Source organism: Paenibacillus sp. FSL R5-0810, assembly GCF_038002285.1.
Lineage (GTDB): Bacteria > Bacillota > Bacilli > Paenibacillales > Paenibacillaceae > Paenibacillus_AQ > Paenibacillus_AQ lactis.
Genome location: NZ_JBBOCF010000001.1, coordinates 480,477 through 501,636 on the forward strand (window position 1 = coordinate 480,477; position 21,160 = coordinate 501,636).

Annotated in this window: 23 protein-coding genes and 1 riboswitch; of the genes, 17 read left to right on the forward strand and 6 right to left on the reverse strand. The window is 49.8% G+C overall.

Annotation, left to right across the window (positions count from 1 at the left end; translation table 11 throughout):
• Positions 1–3: 3 nt before the first annotated feature.
• The gene (locus MKX76_RS02165; RefSeq protein WP_210094760.1) at positions 4–816 is read right to left on the reverse strand and encodes a lipase family protein; all 813 of its coding nucleotides are present in this window, start codon (positions 814–816) and stop codon (positions 4–6) included.
• An 83-nt stretch (positions 817–899) separates the two neighbouring features.
• Between MKX76_RS02165 and MKX76_RS02170 the strand changes: the two genes are divergently transcribed.
• From MKX76_RS02170 to MKX76_RS02180, 3 genes are all read left to right on the forward strand, one after another.
• A complete protein-coding gene (locus tag MKX76_RS02170) occupies positions 900–1,478 on the forward strand; it encodes a hypothetical protein (protein WP_007127924.1) in 579 nt (192 codons plus the stop codon).
• A gap of 268 nt (positions 1,479–1,746) precedes the next feature.
• Positions 1,747–2,550, forward strand: coding sequence for a glutamate racemase (gene murI / locus MKX76_RS02175; RefSeq protein ID WP_341032881.1), 804 nt, complete (start codon positions 1,747–1,749; stop codon positions 2,548–2,550).
• A 38-nt stretch (positions 2,551–2,588) separates the two neighbouring features.
• A complete protein-coding gene (locus MKX76_RS02180; RefSeq protein WP_341032882.1) occupies positions 2,589–2,987 on the forward strand; it encodes a hypothetical protein in 399 nt (132 codons plus the stop codon).
• 277 nt (positions 2,988–3,264) lie between these two features.
• Here MKX76_RS02180 and MKX76_RS02185 read toward each other — a convergent pair whose 3' ends face one another.
• Both MKX76_RS02185 and MKX76_RS02190 read right to left on the reverse strand, forming a co-directional pair.
• Positions 3,265–3,777, reverse strand: a complete 513-nt coding sequence (locus MKX76_RS02185; protein WP_341032884.1) for a cation:proton antiporter regulatory subunit — start codon at positions 3,775–3,777, stop codon at positions 3,265–3,267.
• Between the two features lie 21 nt (positions 3,778–3,798).
• Positions 3,799–5,073, reverse strand: a complete 1,275-nt coding sequence (locus MKX76_RS02190) for a cation:proton antiporter (RefSeq protein ID WP_028404659.1) — start codon at positions 5,071–5,073, stop codon at positions 3,799–3,801.
• 209 nt (positions 5,074–5,282) lie between these two features.
• Between MKX76_RS02190 and MKX76_RS02195 the strand changes: the two genes are divergently transcribed.
• Positions 5,283–6,113: a cupin domain-containing protein gene (locus MKX76_RS02195; protein WP_007127930.1), complete on the forward strand. Its 831-nt coding sequence runs from the start codon at positions 5,283–5,285 to the stop codon at positions 6,111–6,113.
• Between the two features lie 206 nt (positions 6,114–6,319).
• Positions 6,320–6,784 carry a GNAT family N-acetyltransferase gene (locus tag MKX76_RS02200; protein WP_341032886.1) on the forward strand — a complete coding sequence of 155 codons (465 nt, stop codon included), beginning with the start codon at positions 6,320–6,322 and terminating at the stop codon, positions 6,782–6,784.
• A gap of 169 nt (positions 6,785–6,953) precedes the next feature.
• Here MKX76_RS02200 and MKX76_RS02205 read toward each other — a convergent pair whose 3' ends face one another.
• Positions 6,954–7,457 carry a VOC family protein gene (locus tag MKX76_RS02205; RefSeq protein ID WP_144870207.1) on the reverse strand — a complete coding sequence of 168 codons (504 nt, stop codon included), beginning with the start codon at positions 7,455–7,457 and terminating at the stop codon, positions 6,954–6,956.
• Positions 7,458–7,751: 294 nt separating this feature from the next.
• Between MKX76_RS02205 and MKX76_RS02210 the strand changes: the two genes are divergently transcribed.
• The 10 genes from MKX76_RS02210 to MKX76_RS02255 all read left to right on the forward strand — a co-directional run bounded on the left by MKX76_RS02210 (position 7,752) and on the right by MKX76_RS02255 (position 17,738).
• Positions 7,752–8,507 carry an SDR family NAD(P)-dependent oxidoreductase gene (locus tag MKX76_RS02210; protein WP_007127933.1) on the forward strand — a complete coding sequence of 252 codons (756 nt, stop codon included), beginning with the start codon at positions 7,752–7,754 and terminating at the stop codon, positions 8,505–8,507.
• A gap of 375 nt (positions 8,508–8,882) precedes the next feature.
• A riboswitch (cyclic di-GMP riboswitch) is annotated at positions 8,883–8,976 on the forward strand.
• Between the two features lie 182 nt (positions 8,977–9,158).
• The gene (locus MKX76_RS02215) at positions 9,159–9,908 is read left to right on the forward strand and encodes a GTP cyclohydrolase II (protein WP_341032887.1); all 750 of its coding nucleotides are present in this window, start codon (positions 9,159–9,161) and stop codon (positions 9,906–9,908) included.
• 17 nt (positions 9,909–9,925) lie between these two features.
• The gene (ribD, locus tag MKX76_RS02220) at positions 9,926–11,083 is read left to right on the forward strand and encodes a bifunctional diaminohydroxyphosphoribosylaminopyrimidine deaminase/5-amino-6-(5-phosphoribosylamino)uracil reductase RibD (protein ID WP_341032888.1); all 1,158 of its coding nucleotides are present in this window, start codon (positions 9,926–9,928) and stop codon (positions 11,081–11,083) included.
• A gap of 325 nt (positions 11,084–11,408) precedes the next feature.
• The gene (locus tag MKX76_RS02225; protein WP_341032890.1) at positions 11,409–11,954 is read left to right on the forward strand and encodes a GrpB family protein; all 546 of its coding nucleotides are present in this window, start codon (positions 11,409–11,411) and stop codon (positions 11,952–11,954) included.
• Position 11,955: 1 nt separating this feature from the next.
• Positions 11,956–12,900, forward strand: a complete 945-nt coding sequence (locus MKX76_RS02230) for an alpha/beta fold hydrolase (RefSeq protein WP_341032891.1) — start codon at positions 11,956–11,958, stop codon at positions 12,898–12,900.
• A gap of 95 nt (positions 12,901–12,995) precedes the next feature.
• Positions 12,996–13,691, forward strand: coding sequence for a response regulator transcription factor (locus MKX76_RS02235; protein WP_007127936.1), 696 nt, complete (start codon positions 12,996–12,998; stop codon positions 13,689–13,691).
• Positions 13,688–15,208, forward strand: coding sequence for a sensor histidine kinase (locus tag MKX76_RS02240; protein ID WP_341032892.1), 1,521 nt, complete (start codon positions 13,688–13,690; stop codon positions 15,206–15,208). Before MKX76_RS02235 ends, MKX76_RS02240 begins: the two co-directional genes overlap by 4 nt.
• A 212-nt stretch (positions 15,209–15,420) precedes the next feature.
• A complete protein-coding gene (locus MKX76_RS02245; protein ID WP_341032893.1) occupies positions 15,421–16,626 on the forward strand; it encodes a WD40 repeat domain-containing protein in 1,206 nt (401 codons plus the stop codon).
• 65 nt (positions 16,627–16,691) lie between these two features.
• A complete protein-coding gene (locus tag MKX76_RS02250; protein ID WP_341032894.1) occupies positions 16,692–17,378 on the forward strand; it encodes a stalk domain-containing protein in 687 nt (228 codons plus the stop codon).
• Positions 17,379–17,591: 213 nt separating this feature from the next.
• A complete protein-coding gene (locus MKX76_RS02255) occupies positions 17,592–17,738 on the forward strand; it encodes a hypothetical protein (RefSeq protein WP_007127940.1) in 147 nt (48 codons plus the stop codon).
• Between the two features lie 193 nt (positions 17,739–17,931).
• Here the strand turns inward: MKX76_RS02255 and MKX76_RS02260 are convergent, their stop codons facing one another.
• Positions 17,932–18,195: a hypothetical protein gene (locus MKX76_RS02260; protein WP_007127941.1), complete on the reverse strand. Its 264-nt coding sequence runs from the start codon at positions 18,193–18,195 to the stop codon at positions 17,932–17,934.
• 230 nt (positions 18,196–18,425) lie between these two features.
• Here MKX76_RS02260 and MKX76_RS02265 point away from each other — a divergent pair, with 230 nt between their 5' ends.
• Positions 18,426–18,881, forward strand: coding sequence for a GNAT family N-acetyltransferase (locus MKX76_RS02265; protein ID WP_341032895.1), 456 nt, complete (start codon positions 18,426–18,428; stop codon positions 18,879–18,881).
• Between the two features lie 54 nt (positions 18,882–18,935).
• Positions 18,936–19,379 (forward strand): GNAT family N-acetyltransferase, encoded by a 444-nt coding sequence (locus MKX76_RS02270; protein ID WP_251537421.1) that lies wholly within the window; start codon positions 18,936–18,938, stop codon positions 19,377–19,379.
• A gap of 235 nt (positions 19,380–19,614) precedes the next feature.
• On the opposite strand, the gene MKX76_RS02275 is transcribed toward MKX76_RS02270, so the two are convergent.
• Positions 19,615–21,078: an endonuclease/exonuclease/phosphatase family protein gene (locus MKX76_RS02275; RefSeq protein ID WP_341032896.1), complete on the reverse strand. Its 1,464-nt coding sequence runs from the start codon at positions 21,076–21,078 to the stop codon at positions 19,615–19,617.
• Positions 21,079–21,160: the final 82 nt, after the last annotated feature.

Sequence of the window (21,160 nt, forward strand, 5' to 3'; positions counted from 1 at the left end):
GTACTAGTTCCCCGCTATTTGAGGGATCATGAATTCCGTACCCGGGCAGAAGCCGGGATTCGTCTCAGACAATAACCCGGCAAATTCAGGCTCCCGTTTGGCAAGCTCGGCATAATAATTCCCGATGATATGATTGGCGGATACGGAGCCGTTCTGAAAGTTAAGCGCGCAGGGGGAGGGAACATGGCTGTAGTCATAGGTTTTGTTCCGTTTCGGAAGCTTGTAGACAGGAGGCGGGGCATGGGCTACCACATCGAGCAGATTGGCGATCCGGTAGCTGTTCGGCACATATTGGGCAAAGGCTTTCGAAAAAGCGTGATCCCCAACGCGCGGCGACCCGAACGTAAACAGGAAGGGAGCGCGTTCCGTATTCGCGGCGACGTCTATTGCGCATAACGTTGCAAGGGCTGCACCCAGGCTGTGCCCGGTCAGGAACAAGGGCTTGTCAGGATCCAACCGCCGAAGCGCAGCCGTAAGTTGCTTGCGGGCGGAAGAATAGATACCCGTGAACCCGCGGTGGGCGAGGACGTCGTCCTTGATATAGCTGAACCGTTTTTGGGAGGCGATCGCGTCAGCGATCCAGTTGCTTGTCGAGCTGGTTCCCCGGAAGGCAATGACGATCTCTTCGTCCGACTCAAGAATAAACCCGAACCGTTCCCATACGCTAAGTAAGGATCTGGCTTCAATGGTATCGTAGAGCGAGTAATTCGCCGGAAGCACAAACGATCCGTCCGGATTCGAAAATTGCGCATACGTCTGACTGCAGACGGCCGCCAGAAAAATCGCCCGCTGCGCTTGCGCCGAGTTCAGTTCCATACTTCATCCCGTCCTTCCCTTTTACACTATATTGAGGGAATGAGGGAAAGGTGCCTATCATACCGAATGAAGGAGAATCATGCATGAAATTTGGAAGAAGTCCTCAGAAAGAAATCCGCACGCCTTATGAGCTTCAGCTGCTTCAGCGCGCGCAAGCCATGGAGCCTGCAAAGCCTCCGCACCCATGGGCAGCCGAGATCGTCGTTCCTGCTGCAGGCAGTACGGCCTGCGGCTGGGATCAGGAAGAAAATCTCGTCCTGATCAGCAGCTCGGGTTACAGCGTAACGCAGCCAGGAACAGGGCAGCTGCTTCATCGAAACCGGGATGAGAATGCGACGGAGGAAGGAATGGGGCCGGATGGATTGACCTTCCGCATTCCGCATGATGAGCAGCTGATCACGATATTCGGATTCGAATCCGGGGACGGCATTCGGCTTACGAATGACGGATGGATGCTGGAGGTCATCTATCCATGGTGGCCGAGGTCCTCCGTCGTATTGGACAACGTCTTCAGGCAGGGTTACGAGTACTTGAAGGACACCGTCATGTTGGATCTGAACCGATTGGACGGAAACGTGAGGTGCGGATTTTCCCCATCCGGCAAACATTTCGTGATCCTCGGCTCCGGCGGTGCCCTGCTGTATTCCAGAGCGGCGGTCTGATCGAAAAGATGGTTCTGTAAATGTGGCAACAAAGGTCGGGAGACCACGATGTCAGAGCGTTCACATAACAAGGATTGTTCATGTCTTCATTCGCATAGATGAGCTGTCAACGGGCTTCGAGGGAAGAAGATTTTTTTGGAGTATGGCTACTTTTCCGCTCGGACCTGGGCCAATTGGCTTTTCAAACCGCCCGCGAATATGGTTTACTTAAGAACGTATTCGACCAGGTGGCGATACGAACACAACGAACATACCGAAGGTGAAAATCATGAGAATTGCTTTTTTTGACTCGGGGCTGGGCGGATTGACCGTATTATCGACGGCCATGAAGAGACTGCCGCAGGAGGATTTTTTGTTCTATGCCGACACGCTTCATGTACCGTACGGCTCGAAGGCGGCGGAAGACGTGAAGACCTATATACAGCATTCCATCGAAACCATCATGGAAGAAGAGGTCAAAGCAATCGTTATTGCGTGCAATACCGCGACGAGCCTCGCCGTTTCAGATCTGAGAAAGAAATACGACATTCCGATTATCGGCATGGAGCCTGCCGTCAAACCGGCCGTACAAATCAACCGGGACACCGGGAAAAGAATCCTAGTCCTGGCGACGCCGCTTACATTGAAGGAAGCCAAATACCGGGAGCTCGTGCATCGCGTGGACGACAGGCATATCGTGGATTCCCTGCCGCTCCCTGAGCTCGTCCAGCACTGCGAGGCCCTGAACTTTGACCCGGAAGTCATGAAGGCGTATTTCAGGAGCAAGCTGGAAGGGTTCGACCTGTCGCAATATGGGACCGTCGTGCTGGGCTGCACGCATTATCCTTTTTACAGGAACATCTTGTGCGATTTGCTGCCGAAGCACATTCGGATCATCGACGGCAGCATGGGGACCGTCAAACGACTAGTCGAGGTGCTGAGAGAACGCGGCCTGCTTGGCAGCAGCGGACGGAACGATGTGAAGCTGCTGTGCTCCGGCGGCTCGGCAGGATACATTCAGAAGATGGAGAAGGCGCTCACGATTTACGGAGCGATGGAAGCCGGTAACCTGGCTGCAAATGAAGCCAATTGAAGGATAGGCCGATATTCATGAAGGAATGGAGCGATAGAATGCTGAGTATGCTGATCAAAAAATGCATTTCGGGGATCGCTGCGTCCTTTATCTTTACATCCGTGATGGCGCTTGTCATGATGAACCTACATTACGGATTTACCTTTTATATTGTTGTCGTCGGCATCTACAGCGTAATGATTATGCTGCTCATTGGGGTCCCGATTTCGATTGGTATCGAGCTAATTCTGCAACGGATACGACCCCGGAAGGCCATCGTTCAGGCGTTGATAACGGTGGCGCTGTATGGCGTACTCGGCCTGCTCGTCTCGATGCTGATCTTTTCCGATGCCTCCGTAAACTTCGGTCAATCGGAGCATTTGCTGTATTGGACGTTTGGTGTCGGCGCCGCACTGGTATTCATGATCGTGGATATTATCGTCAAAAAGCTGATATAGGCACATGCATAATATGATTGCAGGCGGCAGGCGGAGCTGCACCTTTGCTTGAGGCTCAGGGCATTGGAGCTGAGCTTAGCTGATCAAGATCAGGGCCTACAGCGCGGGGACAATAGCCTGCCTGATGCAGGGGAAAAGCAAGTTTGGATTGAAGCCCGCAATTTTAAAAAGCACCCTTACGTGATGCACGACTGGGATTACCCGGTGTCCATCCGAAGGGTGCTTTTTAGATTAAGGAAGATTCCTTTTACATGATCATATAGAATGAGTACAGATGTTATACTTGATCGGGCTCGCCGGTTCGTTTGCCCATCAGAAGCTCTTTGAACTGCCGGATTTGCTGTCTTTCTCCAGCCAGTACGAGCGTGGAACCGACGGAAAGGACGTGCTCCGGCCCGGGGTTTATTTTTTGCTGATGGCGATTGACGATCGCAAGGATGCTGGCCCCCGTCCTTTTACGAATTTCGAGCTCCTCAATCGATTTGTCCGCTCCTTGATAATGCGGTTCTACGCGGATCCACTCGATGATCAGGTCTTGAAGCGACACTTCAATGGTCTCAAGCTCTTTCGGCTTGTAAACCATCCCCCCGACGATCGCAGCGATTTGTCTTGCTTCGTCATCGTCCAAAGAAATCTGGGAGAGGGTTTCTTCAGGATCATCGTCCTCAAAATGATACATCTCTCTTCGGCCGTCGTTATGGATAATGACAGCCAATTTATCTCCTGATCGGGTCTGAATGAGAAACTTTTTCCCGATGCCCGGCAGTTCGGACTCACGAATGAAACTCATATGGAGTTCCTCCTTCCATGTTTATTGATCCAGTTTGATTTTCGAGTCTTCACTGACCTCGCTGACCTCGCTCACGCTGGAATGCTTTTTCTTCCCTTTCTCCACCGGCTCGCTCCATTTGAATATCCGGTTTACGCCGCGGTAGATCCGCTTCGATTCTTTTGTCAAGAGCGGTCCCAAAATAGCGAGAACGAGAACATATAGTGCGGAAAATGGCTTGATCAAGGCAGATAATCCGCCGGCCACACCCAAATTGGCTACGATGATCGTGAATTCGCCGCGCGCCATGATGGTGAGTCCAATGTTAAGCGAAGATTTATGCGACAGTCCCGCCTTCCGCCCGGCGATCATTCCGGCAATCAGGTTGCCGATAATCGTTAGAATCACGGCGCCGATTGCAAGCCAGAACGCATTGCCTAATGATAACGGATCAATACTGAGCCCGAAGCTGAAGAAAAATATCGCTCCAAAAAAATCGCGGAACGGAACGACGAGCTGTTCAATCCGTTCACTGTGCTCCGTTTCCGATAACGCAAGCCCGAATAGCAGCGCGCCGATTGCCTCTGCAACGTGAAGCTTTTCCGAGAAGCCTGCGATAAAGATCATGGTCGAGAAAACAACAATGATAAAAATTTCATTCGATGTAATACGCAGCAATTTGTTTAGGATAGGCGGTCCTTTCCTTGCGATCACGAAGAACAGCAGCATATATCCGATGGAGATGCCAACGGACAAGATGGTGGCTCCGATCGAAGCCGTTCCCCCGAGCAATAAGCCGGACATGACCGACAAGAACACAGCGAGGAAAATATCGTCAAATAAAATCATGCCGAGGATGAGCTCCGTCTCCGCGTTACCGGTCCTGCGCAAATCAACCAGTACTTTGGCGACGATCGCCGTGGAAGAAACGGAGAGCATCCCTGCGATGATCAGCGTTTCATAAAGCGGCATTTGGACCAAAAAACCGTAAGCAAGCCCCAGCACGAAATTTAACGTGACATAGATTGTTCCTCCAGTCACAATGTTTCGCCCAGATTTCACTAATTTCTGAACCGAGAATTCAAGTCCCAGATAGAATAATAGAAATAAAATACCGATTTGTCCTAAAAAATCAATAACGCCTTGACTGTCAATAAACTTGAAGTCGAGGATACCGATGGTCGGCGCATGCGGACCCACCAGCATACCGAGAACAATCAAGAAGGGGATGATGGAAAATTTAAGCTTTCCGGCAATAACGGAGGCGATGGCAACCAAAATTAAAGCGGTTCCAACCTCAAACATCATGTCGTCCATTGAAGACCTCCTTTGTTTTCTCTTTTTGGCAATCAAGCCTATAGTACATGACTATGCGAAATTTTACAAACATTCTGTATGAAAATACAAATTTCAACCGTTTAATGGATGGCATGCCCGTCGGAACCTGAAATTCAAGGAACATTTGCAAAAACTAGGCATACGATGGGTTTATGAACACCCGCGGAGAGGAATGAATTAATCACATTATGAATAAAATCGAATCCGATCAGCTCTATCAAATATCGGAGGCAATTCTTTCGAGTGTACGAAGAGAGCGCGCCGTGATTGACCTGTATACGAAATTGGCAGAAGCAGCGCCGACTCCCAACCATAAGAGGCAGATTGCTCAGGCTTTACAGCACAGAAACAGGCAGCTAAATCAATTTATGAATCTTTATGTTGCGCTTACCGGCAATCAGCCTGATGGCGAGATCGTTAATCACGCTGCGTTTGGTCATTATTTAGAAGGGTTGAACATGGCGTACGAGTCGGGAATCGAGGGGTATAAAACATACCAGGAGCAGGGATCATCCTATCGTAACCCTGCTATTCAAGAGGTGTTTGTGCACGCTGCCACCAGTGAGATCGAGTATGCGGAACGGTTTGGGGCTATGCACGAGGAGGTATTGACGGATCAGGGCATGAAACCCTTCGTTGTCGATATTGAAAAAATTACAAAACAAAATGACACGTTTCGTACAGCGATATGGACGGGGAAATATTTTCAAGTCACCTTGATGAGTATAGATGTTGGCAGTGACATTGGTCTTGAGGTCCATCCAAAGACGGACCAATTCATTCGAATCGAAGAGGGCGAAGCGCTTGTCCAAATGGGGGATACGAGGAACAACTTGAGCTTTGTGAAGAAAGCTCGTGACGATGATGCGATCATGATCCCGGCCGGAAAGTGGCACAACGTAACAAATACAGGCAATAAGCCTCTGAAAGTCTATGTAATCTATGCGCCTCCGGAGCATCCCTTTGGCACCGTGCATGAGACGAAGGCAGCCGCGATGGCTGCGGAAGAATATTCATGAGCTAAAGATCCGGCTATGACCGGAAGCAATGAAGAGCACTCCTTACAATAAACGTGGGCTGCCCGCCAGGTTTATTGGAGGAGTGTTTTTTCAAAAATCAAGCGATTGACCTGTTGTGCTCTGGATGATTCACCGTTGCAGATCAAGATGGAACAGGGGGCGGAACCATGGACGGTTACATAAGGCTGATTAGAGGAGGGAAGCAGATGCAGGTCTATCAAGTTCAGGGATTCCATCCTGGTGAATTAGATGAGCTGGTATCCGAAAGCAGCAGGGAAGATTTCAGGCATATCCGCCGGCTCGTGGATGAGTATATCTCTGGTGTTAACCGGTTTGACCGCAATCATGAAGCATTGTTCGTATGCCGATCCGAAGGTCGAATCATCGGCATTTGCGGGCTGAATCAAGCGCCCGATTCGGGCGGGGACACCGGCAGGGTGCGGAGAATGTATGTGCTGCCGGAATTTCGGAGACAGGGGGTCGGGAGAATGCTGATGCAAGCAGTCATCCAAGCGGCCGCTGATCATTACAGCTGGCTGGTTCTGCGAACGGATCAGCCGCAGGCCGGGGATTTCTACATCAGCTTGGGTTTCTCAGAATCTCCGCAGCACTTGAACATTACCCATTGCCTTAAGCTGGGAGGACAGAGACAAGATGATTACAGCGGCTGATGCGGAACGATTGCTCTCGTTTGCGAATATTTTCAAAGTGAAGGGAACCGATTCTACACAATCGAAACTTATAATCGATGACAAGCCATGGGCCGTTTGCCAGCTGCAGGCGTTCCGTAATATGATCTGGAAAAGTAAAGGGTGCCGCTCGGCACCCTTTACTCATCGCTTACCCTTCATAAGCTTCCTCTAATGCTCGCAGGTCAATTTTGGTTTTGGTCTGCAGCAGCGCCTTCATGACCCTCTCCGCTTTCGCCCGATCCGGATTGGTGATCATCGTGCTCAGATTTGCAGGGACAACCTGCCAGGACACGCCGAATTTGTCCTTTAACCAGCCGCATACCTGGGCTTTTTCATCTCCGCCTTCCCCAAGCTTCTCCCAATAATAATCGATTTCTTCTTGGCTCTCGCAATGGACGATAAATGAAATCGCCTCTGTAAAATGGAACTGGGGCCCCCCGTTCAAAGCGACGAATTGCTGGCCCTCCAGCTGGAATTCCACCGTCATGACGCTGCCTTCTTCTACCGGGTGATGTTCGTTCTGCTCCGACCCGTGACGCGTAACTCTTGTAATTTTAGAATCGTTAAAGATTGAAACGTAATGACGTGCCGCTTCCTCAGCTTCGTTGTTGAACCACAGGTTTGGCGATATCCTCTGAATGGTGGGATTCATCAGATGCAGCTCCTTTCGAATCTACGGGAATGGGTTTCTACTGATCCCATCGTACCATAGCCGCAGCACAGCGGTTTCTTCTAAATTGCTAAGAATGTATCTCGCAGGGTGCCCAAGATTAAGGGCGACATCGAAATCTACGAAGGCCACAGGCAGGAGAATAGCAATTGAAACTGGAAATCCATATGGTGTGGAATATTCATCCAATCAGAAGGTCTCCATCCAGCGCGAGGGCAAAATGTTTGATGAAAAGCATGCAAGGCGGTTGGATGAGATAAAATGGAGGTGCGAAAGATGAGCCAAAGACACTATATTATAACGGGCACGTCGAGAGGGATCGGAGGACAGCTTGCACTGATGCTTCTTCAGCAGGGGCATGCCGTCTACGGAATTGCGAGAAACCATTCGATCACACTGGATCGTTATGAGCGTTACACTCATTATGTGTATGACTTGAGTGACCCCTCGGGTCTAGAGCAGTTGATGGAGAATATCATAAGAAGCATTGAGCTTGCGGATACCGATACGCTCTACCTCATTAATAATGCCTCGATGCTGGAACCACTCGGGAAAATTGAACAATGCGGCGCAGCCGAGATTGCGAAGAATGTCCAAATTACCCTTATTGCGCCGATGATTCTAACCTCTTGCTTTTTGAACCAAACAAACAGGTATAAGGCACGGCGGAAAATAATGAATATTTCTTCGGGTTCGGGGGTATACCCCGCTCCTTCCATGAGCGCATATTGTACCGCAAAAGCCGGGCTGAATATGTTCACGCAGTGCGTAGGGGCAGAGCAAGCAAGCCGAGAGAACCCGGTTCAGATTATTGCCGTCAATCCCGGCATGGTGGATACGGAAATGCAGAGCATGGCCAGAGGACAGGATGAGAAGCAGTTTGAGCTGGCCGGTGCATTTTCCCAGGCCTTTGAATCAGGGCAGCTGCTGTCTACTGCCGAGATTGGAGAACATCTGCTTCGCATTTTAGATGAAGAGCATTCCCCTGGAGCCATCGTGAATTACAATGAGGTTTATTCCTCGAAAAGCTGATGATAAGCAAGAATAACGAGCGGAGGCGAATGCCATGATCATGCCAACCCATATTGTTGCCGTTGGCGGAATCGTTGGAGTTTACCGGCACGATCGCTTATATGGAATACATTACGAAGCCGTCATTTGAAATAAAGCTTAAGCGGACCATTTGAAGTGTGGGTTCAGAGTCCTAGTTTAGAAAGTGGGCGGGAAAACGGTAATCTTTAATCGTCCTTCGGATCGAATTATATTTTGGTTGCAATTCATGATGTTGTATTTTATATTCAATTTGTAGTCATATCGACAAAAAGCTATTACTTTCGATTGTTTCTGATTTGGTGTTGCCTTTCCATGATCGACAACAATCGCGGATTAATTTTATGAAATGACATCGTACGATAATGGCAAACCCACTGAAAAGTGGCGACGCAAAGCTACAGGGGCTAAGGTGGATCGCTTGCATCCGCTATGCCAGCCAGTTACCGAATACGACGGAAGCCTCCGTCTATTCAGACAGGGGTTTTTTTGTGTCCATTTCTAGAAAATTACATTTCTGCGGCTGGATTTTTTAGGCTGAAGAAGTAATAGCTAACGCAAAATTGCCAACGTTTTCAGGGAGGAAAACAAACCATCGATTGTAACCATCATAACAAAAAAGGAGTTGTATTCATGAATTCGGACCAGGTCAGGAAATTGCTAGACAGTAAATTAACCATTCTTAAACAGCCGGAATGTCCCAACATCGGCCTTGTTGGTCCCGTTCGGCTCCCTGTGCAATTGGAGGATCATGAAGTCGTATTTAAATGGTACAGTTGGTTAAATACAGGCAATTCATTTATGGATAAGAATGATATTCTAGAATCATTATCTCAGGCAGATCTCGCTTCATATCAGCAGTCTTCCGTGCTGGTATACGGTGATTTTGCTAACGAAGAGCATGCCTTGATACGGATGCACAGCATTTGCCATACGGGAGATATTTTTGGGAGTAAACGATGCGACTGCGGCTACCAACTGCGGACATCCATGCGCATGATCGTGGAAAACGGCAGCGGGGCTCTCTTTTATTTGGCGAATCACGAGGGTCGCGGTATAGGTCTTTTCTCTAAATCGTTAGCTTATCTTTTGCAAGAGGAAGGGTTCGATACAGTAGAGGCCAATCTTGGTCTTGGCTTCGAGGATGACCATCGCTCCTATGAAGAAGCCATACGTGTACTTCAGAGCTTGCGGCAAAAACCAGTCACCCTGATTACGAACAATCCTAGAAAGCTGCAGTCTTTGCGGGAAAAAGGACTTGTAACCGATCAGCATGTATCGATTTGGGGAGATGTGTCCGAGCACAATAATCGGTATTTGGCAACGAAAATCGAAAAATCAGGTCATATCTATAACTCCTTGGTGGAGACGGCTTTATTATGACGGGGAGTGTAAATCGTATGAATTCAGACCAACATTTTATGAGGCTGGCATTGGAACTGGCAGGTACGGCCAATGGGAAAACGAACCCGAACCCGGTTGTTGGCGCACTAATTGTTAAAGATGGACAAGTAGTCGGTGCAGGTGTTCATCGAAATGCAGGGGAACCTCATGCGGAGGTGCATGCATTCAAAATGGCTGAAGGATATACCGAAGACGCAACGCTCTATGTGACGCTGGAACCAAGTCCTCAATCCTCTCCTTGTATAGAATTCGTCCTCAACTCGGGAGTCGCAAGAGTTGTCGTGGCGATGCAGGATCCGAATCCGATGGTGGCCGGAAGAGGCATTCAATTATTGAGAGAGCATGGGATAGAAGTTGATGTGGGTGTATTGGGGAAGGAAGCCGAATTACTCAATGAACGTTTCGTGCACAATATGTCAAAACGACGGCCGTTTATTATTTCCCAAGTAGCCATGACGCTTGACGGGAAAATTGCCACGTCGACGGGACATTCTAAATGGGTTACATGTGATGAAACACAGCTTGTGGTACATAAATTAAGAAACAAAGTCGATGCCATTTTAGTAGGAATTAATACGGTTTTGGCGGATGATCCCCTCCTTACGACCCGACTGCCAGAAGAAAGCGGGAAGAATCCCATACGGGTCATCTTAGATTCGAATTTGAGACTGCCTGAGGATGCCAAAGTTACCGACTGTTCAGCAGCAAAGACATGGGTAGTCACGAAGGAGGATGCTGATCCGGAAAGAGTGCGCATGCTGCAGCAAAAAGGAATTGAAATTCTGTTCGTTCCTGTGAACCGTTACGGGCTGGACCTCCATGCATTATCGGATATGTTATATCAGCGAGGTGTTACCGACCTGCTGGTAGAAGGAGGCAGCGAAGTAAACGGATCCTTCCTTCGGGCCAACCTTATTGACAAATGGATGATTTATATCGCCCCCAAAGTGTTGGGAGGACGGAAATCCATCTCGCCGTACGCAGGCTCGGATTTAGAATTAATGGATGAAGCGCTGCGGGTAAAGATTCATTCAGTTCAACAAATCGGCGAAGATATTTGCATCACCGCTTATCCGAATGATGATAGTTCCGCCTCAGGGAGTACCTACGTAATAGATTATCTAAATGAAGAACTTACTACCCTGAGTAGCTAGTAGTATATATGCCAATATAGAAAATATTATATTATGAATGAGAGAAAACGGCAGCCGGATACTGCCGTTTTTCTCATCTGTGAATTTGAATCCATCATCGATGTCAAAGAGTCATTTTAAAATCAACTTTTTTCTCTGCATCTCAAAGAGAGCTTCAACAGACGGCCTTATCTTTGGATCCAAAGGGTGATCAAGCGCCATATTGATCGCATGTATTAGATGGTATATTTTTGTAGCAAGGACTTTATCCAGGGCAACTGTAAATCATAATGCGATCCTGTAGACAGGTAACCAAAAAGCAACTCTTTAATATAGGAGGACTAATATGGAAGAGGTTGTAGTCATGGACTACGAGCCGGAATGGCGGCATGCTTTTGCGCAAGAAAAAATAAAGATATTGTCCGCTATGACAGGTCTTGAGGTCCGCATCGAACATATCGGCAGTACAGCGGTTCAAGGATTGGGAGCCAAGCCGACGATTGATATCATGGCAGGCGTTAGTGAACTGGGGCTAGTGGATGAGCGCTATATTCGGCGCCTGGAGCAGATCGGTTACGAATATGTCCCCAAACCGGAGTTCCCTGAGCGTATGTTTTTTAGGCGGGGCCTGTGGCGGGCAGGGACGCATCATCTGCATATCTACCGGTATCAAGGGAAGCACTGGGCTGATCAACTTTTATTTAGGGAGTATTTGAAAAAGGATACTGCGACGCGCGAACAGTATTTTAACTTAAAAAAGGAGCTTGAAGCACAGTTTAAGCATGACCGGGTAAGCTATACGAACGGGAAGGATGATTTTATCCGCTCTGTCATTGAGTGGGCCAGGCAAGATTCGGAGTGGGTGCGCCAGCTTGATATCGGAGGGGAGTAGCATGCCAACAACCGAAAACGGGGGATATCCAGATCGTGTGGAGAGAGGACTTATTGCTGTACGCGGAACCCGTCTGTATGTCGAATTGTCTGGTGGGTCAAAGGATGCGGCATTATTATATTTGCACGGAGGCCCCGGGGCAAGCTGTGTTGATTTTTGCTGGCATCAGGCCGGCGTCTTATCATCTCACATGACGGTGGTTGCGTTGGATCAGCGGGGCGTATTGCGATCAGATCCTATATCGGAGGATGAAAGATTCGGTTTGGGGGATATAATCAAGGACTGCGAAGCGCTGAGGGTCAAGTTAGGTATTGCAAAATGGACGCTTCTCGGACATTCCTTCGGTGCAATCGTTGCGTTCAGGTATGCCGTTCATTATCCACAATCCGTAAACAAAGTAATATTTGAAGGACCTTGTTTTGATGCTAGTGCATCTATGCGAAGTCTAATTGCAAAAGCGCAGGGTATGTATCGGGCTTTAGACCATGTAGAGGAGGCTGACCTGTGCAGATCCTATCTCGCCTGCTCGCATACATCGCTTAAGCTGTGGCAGGCATGGGGCCGAATCGGACAAGGCTTAGGCGCGAAGCGTGACAACATTTATTTTCACGGAATGGACCCGGATGATTACAATAGCAAGATGGATCGTCATATTACGGATGCAAGCATGTGGGCGAAGAATCGGGTTCACGCGGCAAAGCTTGAGGCGGAAGGGAAGTTCTTGGACAGCTTGATCCCTGAGCTGTTCAAGCTGTCCCAGCCCTCGCTGCTGATTGCAGGAAGATTTGATCCCGTCTGCTGTGAAACGCAGCAGCAGGCCTACATGGAGACGGTAAAGGGCGGACGTATGGTGGTGCTTGAGGGAAGCGGGCATTTTCCGCGACTTGAGGAGCCTGAACGCTATGCACAGGAAGTGATTCAATTCGTATTAGGTTCTGACGCTTAGTCTGTGTGGCGTAAATATTCGAAAGATGAAATCTGCCCTCAAATATGCTATACATAGAGCAACGAAAGGCGAGTAAAAAGGAGCTCATTAAGCTGATGACAAAAATACTTGTCGTAGATGATGAATTTAGTATAGCCAGCGCGATTGCTTATGCATTGCGCAGGGAAGGCCACACGGTTGAAACGGCCGGAGACGGTCAGGAGGCGCTCGATCGCGTCGAATCGTTCGATCCGGATGTCATGGTGCTTGATGTCATGATGCCGAAGCTTAACGGATATGATGTATGCCGGCGGCTTGGCGATCGTCAGCGGCCGGCGATCCTGCTGTTGACGGTAAAAGATGACATTGTCGATAAAGTGCTGGGCCTGGAGCTCGGCGCCGATGATTACATGACCAAGCCGTTTGATATGCGGGAGCTTATTGCCAGGGTTAAAGCCTTGTCCCGGCGCAGCCGAGCGCATGAAACGGCAGAAGCGCCTGCTTCTCAAGAGAAGCTCGTCCGTCTTGCCGGCCTGTCGATTAACTTGTTAAGCCGTACCGTTCAGGCCGATGACAAGCAGCTGGAGCTGACGCCGAAGGAGTTCGACCTGCTGGCATTGCTGGCGCGAAATCCGGAGCGGGTATTTTCCAGAGAAGATTTGCTCGAGCAGGTGTGGGATATGGGATTTGCGGGCGGAACGCGAACGGTGGATATTCATGTACAGCGCCTTCGGAAAAAGCTGGGTGATTGGCATGAAGTCATTCAGACCGTATACGGGATCGGCTACAAAAGCACGGAGAACCCGTCATGAGCCAAGCCCGGCTGCGCATTGGCCTGAAATGGAAGGCGGCGCTTCTGCTTGCCCTGCTCCTCATCTCGATTCTCGTCGTGCTGAGCTCGCTGGTGCTCGCAGGCATAAAGGAGGACCAGCGCGTCCGTCTGGAGCATACATTCGCTCAGGAAGCGGAGGCGGCCAATGTACGGACGCATCAGGACTATCTAGTGAACGCCAACCGGTCGCCGGACGACTATATGGAGCTGTCGGGCCAGCAGCTGGCGGTGGATCTCGGCGCCCGAAGCGGGATGGCGGTCACGCTGTATAAGCTTGACGGTACGCTTGCCGGCACGTCGCTGCCGTTTCAGCCGAAGGCGGATGTTCAGGATGCGTTGACCTATACGGCGAAAGGAAGGTCGGCTTACATAACGGAAGGCGACCAGCTATTATACTTGGCCCCCCTCTATCTGATGGACGAGCAGATCGGTATCATTCAGTTTCACGCCTCCCTTGCGGAGCAGCATGCATTCTATCATCGGATCCAGAGATTGTTTGTCGTCACCGGAGCGGCGGTATTGATTGCCGGATTCCTCATCGGTTATCTGTACGTATGGCGTCAGGCGCATATCATCGGCAAGCTGAATAGGGCCGCACAGAAGATCGGCGAAGGAGAGTATCTGAACGAACCGACGGTAAGGCGGGGGGATGAGCTTGGCGAGCTGGCTCAAGGCATCTACGAGATGAGCGGCAGAATCTCCTCCTCGGTCCGTCAGCTGACGGAGGAGAAGCAGAAGCTGCTTGAGGCCGTTGCAAGATTGGAGGAGCTGGAACAGCAGCAGAAGCAATTTATCGGGAATATCAGCCATGAACTGAAAACCCCGCTCACCTCCATTATCGCATACGCGGATCTGCTTGAAATGTACCGGGACGATTCGGATTTATTGGAGGAAGCGAGGGAGCGGATTCGCGAGGAGGCGGGCCGGCTGTACAGCCTGGTGGAGAAGTCGCTCCAGCTGTCGTCTCTGGATATTTATGATTTTCAAACAAAGGCCGAAATCGTTCAGATCGTGCCCATCCTGCATGAGGCTGCTGAACGACTTCAAGCCAAGGCGGAGCAACTGAGCGTGACCATTCATACCTCGCTGACGGAAGGAACGGTTTGGGCAGATCCGGACAATTTGATGCATATCGTGTTGAATCTGCTGGATAACGGGGTGAAATACAACAAGCCCGGCGGAACCGTAACGATTGCCAATCAACGCGCTGTGGACCCGCAAGGCGCGGAGCAAATGGTCATTACGATCAAAGATACGGGAATCGGCATACCGGAGGAAGCCAAGGACAGGATTTTCGATCCGTTCTACACGGTAAGCAGCGACCGGTCGAGAGCCCGCGGCGGGACGGGGTTAGGATTGTCGCTTGTACGCAGACTGGCCGAGAAACAGCACGGCACCGTGCAGCTGATGCATTCAGGCCCTGAAGGATCTGCCTTTGCCGTTACCCTTCCGATTCACCGGCCCGATACAGCACCGGATTATTTGCTCGAAAGTTAGCTCAGACTTGTATTAAGGTCTGGGCTTTTTTTATCTCTATTGGATCGTTACCGCTGGATGATCAGCGATGTTTACAAGTTCGTTACAAGCCGGATATGTTTTGGAGATATCCGTTCTTTATACTTAAGCTCAGGCAGGGAAACATACGGCGGCTGCCGGATTAAGAGGACAGCGCCGAGCTCCTTGGCAAAGGGCATAGGAGGAACCAGCTTATGAAGCGTCATGTAGGACCACTTGGTTTGAGGCTGCTCGCCACGTTTGTCGTCATGTCGTTGATCGCAGCTTGCCAGTCGCAGGGACGGCTGACCGTTGTCGAACCGGGCGGCAGTCAACCTCCAGAGCAAAGCGCACCCGATTCGGGAGACAGGCAAGGGGATCGCAAACTTACGATCGTGGAGGGATCGTCAGGGCCTAATGATCAGCAGCTAGTAGTGGACGGAACGCATCGGATATCAGCTGCCAACATTGAAGCTTGGCTGTCGGAGGATGAGGTTCGGATTACATTGACGGAAATGGTGAAGGCGGCTACCGAAACGGAGGAGCCGGAATTTGCGTACACCACGGCGACCGTGAATTTACGTACCGGTGAACGCCGCGAGCTTTCGAAGCGGGAGATTCAGCCGCCCGCATCACAGCTCGTCAAAGAGCAGGTGTCGCCGGATGGAAAATACAGCTTCGTCCAGAAGTGGAGGGATAAGTACACAGCCGACAATTTCATCAAGAACTTGCAAACGGGTGAGCTGATACCGGTCAAGGGCGATAATTACATGGAGATCGGAGGCTGGCTGGATTCGGATACGTACGTGCTGGCTGCCGGTTCAATGCAAGGGAGAGGGGATGTCCGGCTCATTGCAACAGACGGCACCTATTCGAACATGCATATTGAGGATGAGCATGTTGAATCCTACTTTTCGTTTGGTGCAAGCAAGGGGCGGATCTATTATACGGATATGAACCATGTTCTTAAGGTTATTGAACCTGGTCAGACGGAGCCGGTGCATTTGATCGATCATGTGTGGAGCTTCGAAATCTCCCCGAATGGCGAATATATCGCGGTAACGACGACGGCGGAGTCCGCCGAGGATGAGGGCAGTGAGCTGTTGATCTATGACGCGTCCGGCAGCTTGCAAGGCTCCCTGATCGGCAAAGGGAACTTGATATCTTATGTATCTTGGTCAGCGGATTCAACAAAACTTGCCTTCGATGTGTATTCCGAGAATGAGAGCGGGATGAATGGCGTATATGTGTTCGACACGGCTTCCGGGAAGGTGACTTGGCTGGCCCACTACTATTCATCGGTTCATCCGGCAGCGCACCCTGTATACCCACTCAGCTGGAGCCCCTCCGGAAAGAAACTTGGAATTACGACGGAGGATAAGGAGAGCTTGCTGGTGACACAGGTTGTTGAGTTTAGATGATCGTTCCAAAATAAGAAAATGTAAAAATATGGATTACATTTACATCAGAAAGGGATGATGAGATAATGAAACATAAAAAATCGATCATAACACTGGCTGTATTGGGAATGACCTTAAGTGGAGCTGCTGGCGTATTTGCAGGGGCAAATCTGCAGAAAATTACTGCGTACTTGAACCATAGCATCGGCATCAAAGTGGATGGCAAGGTCTATGATACGAGCAAAAATATGACGCCAATCACGTATAAAAATACGACCTATCTGCCGGTGCGGGCGATCGCGGATGTGCTGGACGTACCGGTTCGGTATGATGCAATGAACCGGCAAGTGGTGATCGGAACCGGGACGGACCAAGGTCAGTCCAACGAGCTTGTATCTGTAAAATACAGTGAAACGCAGCTGCGGGAAATCCGGAACGCGTTCGCAAAATTCGATGGATTTGAAACAGCTTATGCTCCTGTCCAAATGGTGGAGGGGGACGCCTATCGTAAAACAGTGGCATCGGGAGATGGAGTTAACCTCGTGTTCGAGCACATGACGGTCAATATCTCGCCAAGAGATTATTCGCACGGTTATAACAGCAAGCCGGTCACTTTATCTAACGGTACGAAGGCAAAATGGTATACCCCGGACGATACCGCCATGCTCGGTTTTCAATTGGATGACCGATTCGTCACGATTAGCTCTCCGGATCACTCCCTAAGTCAATCGCAGCTGGAAAAGATTGCGGTCCATGTTGTCAAAACGAAATAACTGAGACCCATTTCAATGGAGAAAATGTGCCTGCAAGCACCTGGAAGGGTGAGACTTGCAGGCTTTTTTTGATGTAATATTTCCTGGGCAATCTGAATCAAATGTGGGAAGGAAGTATGATATGATGTAAAGTAATGGAAGTGTAGAATTTGCATAATGTTGTAAATTTAGTATTTTAATAGAAATGATTGATAGAAAGGATATGAATGCGAAATGATGACTTTAATTGTTATTTTATTGTTCGTAGGATTGGCAGGCATCATAAGCAACCAATATTCCGGGCTGCGCCGAATGGAGCGGATGCAGCGTTCGCTTGACCAGCTGAATCAACAACTGCAGGATTTGAATCGTAAAGAATAACTCAGAGATTGTCATGAGCGGATGTCGACTAGGGCCTCAAGACGAGCCTCCTATAGTGACTTTGCGTGGTGGGGTATACACTTATTGAGGTAGGGAGGAGTTGCTCACGACCTCCTTTGCATCGTCCCTGGATGTCTATTGGATTGCAGCCTTAAACAGCGGAAGGAGCAGCATCATGCTGCTCCTTCTGTGATTATCTTTCACGCTGTAACAACAGGTACCCGCTAATCGGGGAGGTTTGCTTGCGGAATACGATTTTAAATCCTACATCGTTATCCAGTAAGCAGGCCAGCGCCGTACGAAGCAGGGCATTCGGTCTCAAATCGCTGCGGCATGGGGCAGCGCTGCCGATCACGCGGGCTGCGACGATTCGGCGGGCGGAGCCGGGAACCAGAGGGTTTCTTGACCAGCTGATCAGCACCAGGTCTGGCTGAGGAACGGCATTGACTTGACTCATTGGCTTCACCTCAATATATGAAAATATGATTTCCATATATTAAATGAGAGGTTTATAGAAGATGTGCTACGCAAGGGTGGAAAATGGATATAATGTATCTTTTAAACCGTTTGATACCGGCTTTGGAGGGCTCCCTTATGCTATGATGTGCTTAAAGGCCGATTTTCTTCATTGGAATAAATGAACGTGATCGCGGCTGAAACACATGATCGCATATCAAGGGGGATTCCATGAATATCGAGCTTAGGCCGGTGGATGCGAACAACTGGGAAGCGTGTATTCAACTAAATGCCAAACCGGAGCAGGCCGGCTTTATTGCCTCTAATCTTTATTCAATCGCACAGGTTCAGTTTCTCGAGGGATTTGTGGCGATGGCTATTTATGCTGAAGAGACGATGGTTGGATTTACGATGTATGGACCGGATGAGGATGACGGTAACTACTGGATTTATCGATTGATGATCGATGCGAAATACCAAGGGCGCGGGTATGGCAGGCAAGCCCTCCATCAGGTTGTCGATCATATTCGATCGAAACCAGACCGAACCGATGTTATCATGCTGAGTTATCACCCGGATAACAAGCATGCCAGCGCACTCTATGCGCAAGCGGGATTCGAGGAAATCGGAATCATGCCGTGGTCGATGGGGGAGGTTGTGGCCAAGCTTGATCTTTCGGGCAGTTAAACGCCCGTAATGAATCGAAGGACAACTAGATTGACGCGAAATGAGGTTGTAACTATGACGATACAGTATCATCGTGTAAAGGCAGAAGATGCAGCGGTTTTATCCGCATTGTTCACAGAATTTGTCGGGAAGGAATCCGATATAGAAGCGATGAAGGAGCAAATTGAACGACTATCCGCGAAGCCGGAGTATTATGTAGCCGGCGCTTATTGGAATGAGGAGCTGGTCGGGACTGCCATGGGTATTGTGTGCATTGATCTTGTGGGGAACTGCAAACCGTTTTTGCTCATTGAAAATGTCGTCGTTTCGCCAGATGCCCAAGGGAAAGGAGTTGGGAAAGGGTTAATGCAGGAACTGGAGCGTTTTGCCCAAGAGCATCAGTGCAATTATATGATCCTGGCTTCCAGCAACGAGCGGGTGGATGCCCATCGCTTTTATGAGTCGATCGGATTTGCCGGAGCCAAACGAGGCTTTATGAAAACCTTGAACGTGGGTTGAACAATGCAATGAATGGCTGGCGGCAGGATGGCTTGGAACACTAATCTCCCCCTGCAGCGGGTCGATTCGACCGCTGAGGGGGAGGTTTGTGTTAGCCTGCTTTTTAGTCATTATTAGGCTCTTATTAAGGATCCGCTTTCCCTTAACTCCCCTGCAGGGATTGAATGTCTAGGGATGTTTTCTTTTAAATAAGGGAAAGGCTGATGCCTGCTGCGATCAGGGCGCATCCGGGGGATTACGGTGTGCCCGGTGTTGGAATCTGATGCGTTGCCCCTTTTTGCATCAGGCTTGACAGCGGCTCGGGCTCGAGATAGGTTACGGATTCGTTGACTCCGACATCGAGCCCTCCGTTATTGTACATAATCCCAATCTGATGAGTGCCTGCCGGGGACGCAATCCCTAATGCGCGGCCGTTCGTAGCCGTACCGTTCAAACCTTGATTATTCCCGGGCGTGAAGACGGCCAGCAGCTGCGACGGGTCCAATGTCTCTTCGGTAATTCCGTAATTTTCTAGAAAATCCTGCATCGTCAGCTCATAACAGCAGGGCTGTTTCTTAATCCAGATGACCTTGGTTTCACCTGGGCGCAGGGTCGTGTCCGTACTGTACTGATCCTTCGTGATCGTCCAGCGATTGGATTTGGATTTATCGAATGGCCGGGCAGGATCGTAGTAGTAATAGATTTGATATCCTTCCAAATCGATGGTACGGTCCGTCGGATTAAACACCTCGACATAATTGTAGTTCCCCTGCTCGTTCGAGTTCGCAACCACCTCGGTGATGTGAAGGGAGGTCGTCAAGGGCTGTTTTGGCACCGTATCCTCGGTTGTTTTGCTTGCTTTTTGCAGGATGGCTTCGATCATGACAGGATAGTGGTCGCTTGGATACTGGCCGTTCTCGTGCTCGTCGATGATCGTGCTGTGCAGGACATTCCACCCTGTGCTGTGCAGAATCCAGTCGATGCGGTTATCGCTGCCTCCACCGGTGGGATCCTTGTAATTGTGGAACGTTCCCAAGTGATCGTTGGTCCGTTTTTTGGCACTGAGATGGCCGTCCATCAGTCCGCTGCCGGTAAATATCGAATGCGTATCGCTGCCCGGCCGCGTATTGAAGTCCCCGGTGATCACAACCGGGATGTCCTTGTCAAAGGCTGCAAGCTTATCCATGATCAGCTCAGCGCTTTTCTGACGGGAGTTCTCCGATTGATGGTCGAGATGCGTATTCACCATATAAAAGGTTTTGCCGCTGCGCAGGTCCTGGAAACGAACCCAAGTGACCATGCGCGGAATTTGGTTGCCCCAGCTTGCCGAGCTGATGATCTGAGGCGTATCCGACAGCCAGAAGTGGGACTGCTCCAGGGGCTTCAGCCGTTCCTTGTTATAAAAAATCGCCATATACTCCCCTAAACTTCCGCCCTCCCGTCCAACGCCGATCCAGTCATAACCGGGAAGGTCAGACTCAAGATCGACGATTTGTCGGTGTAGGCCTTCTTGGGTCCCGATGATGTCCGGCTGCTGGTTCAAAATCAGTTGCTTCATAACGGGACGCCGCTTCTCCCAAGGCTGGCTGTCATTGGCCGCATAGCGCAGATTAAAGCTCATAATCCGCAAGGGGCCAGATGAAGCTTCTGTATCTTCCGCTGCATACGGTTCTCCTGCTGCAGCCAGCGATCCGGTCGAAAGTAACATGAGCACGATCATAATTGGGGTTATCCTCCTTGCCCACTTCATTCATCCTCTTCCTCCTTTTATCTTATGGACGTTCGATCACTCCGATGACGAA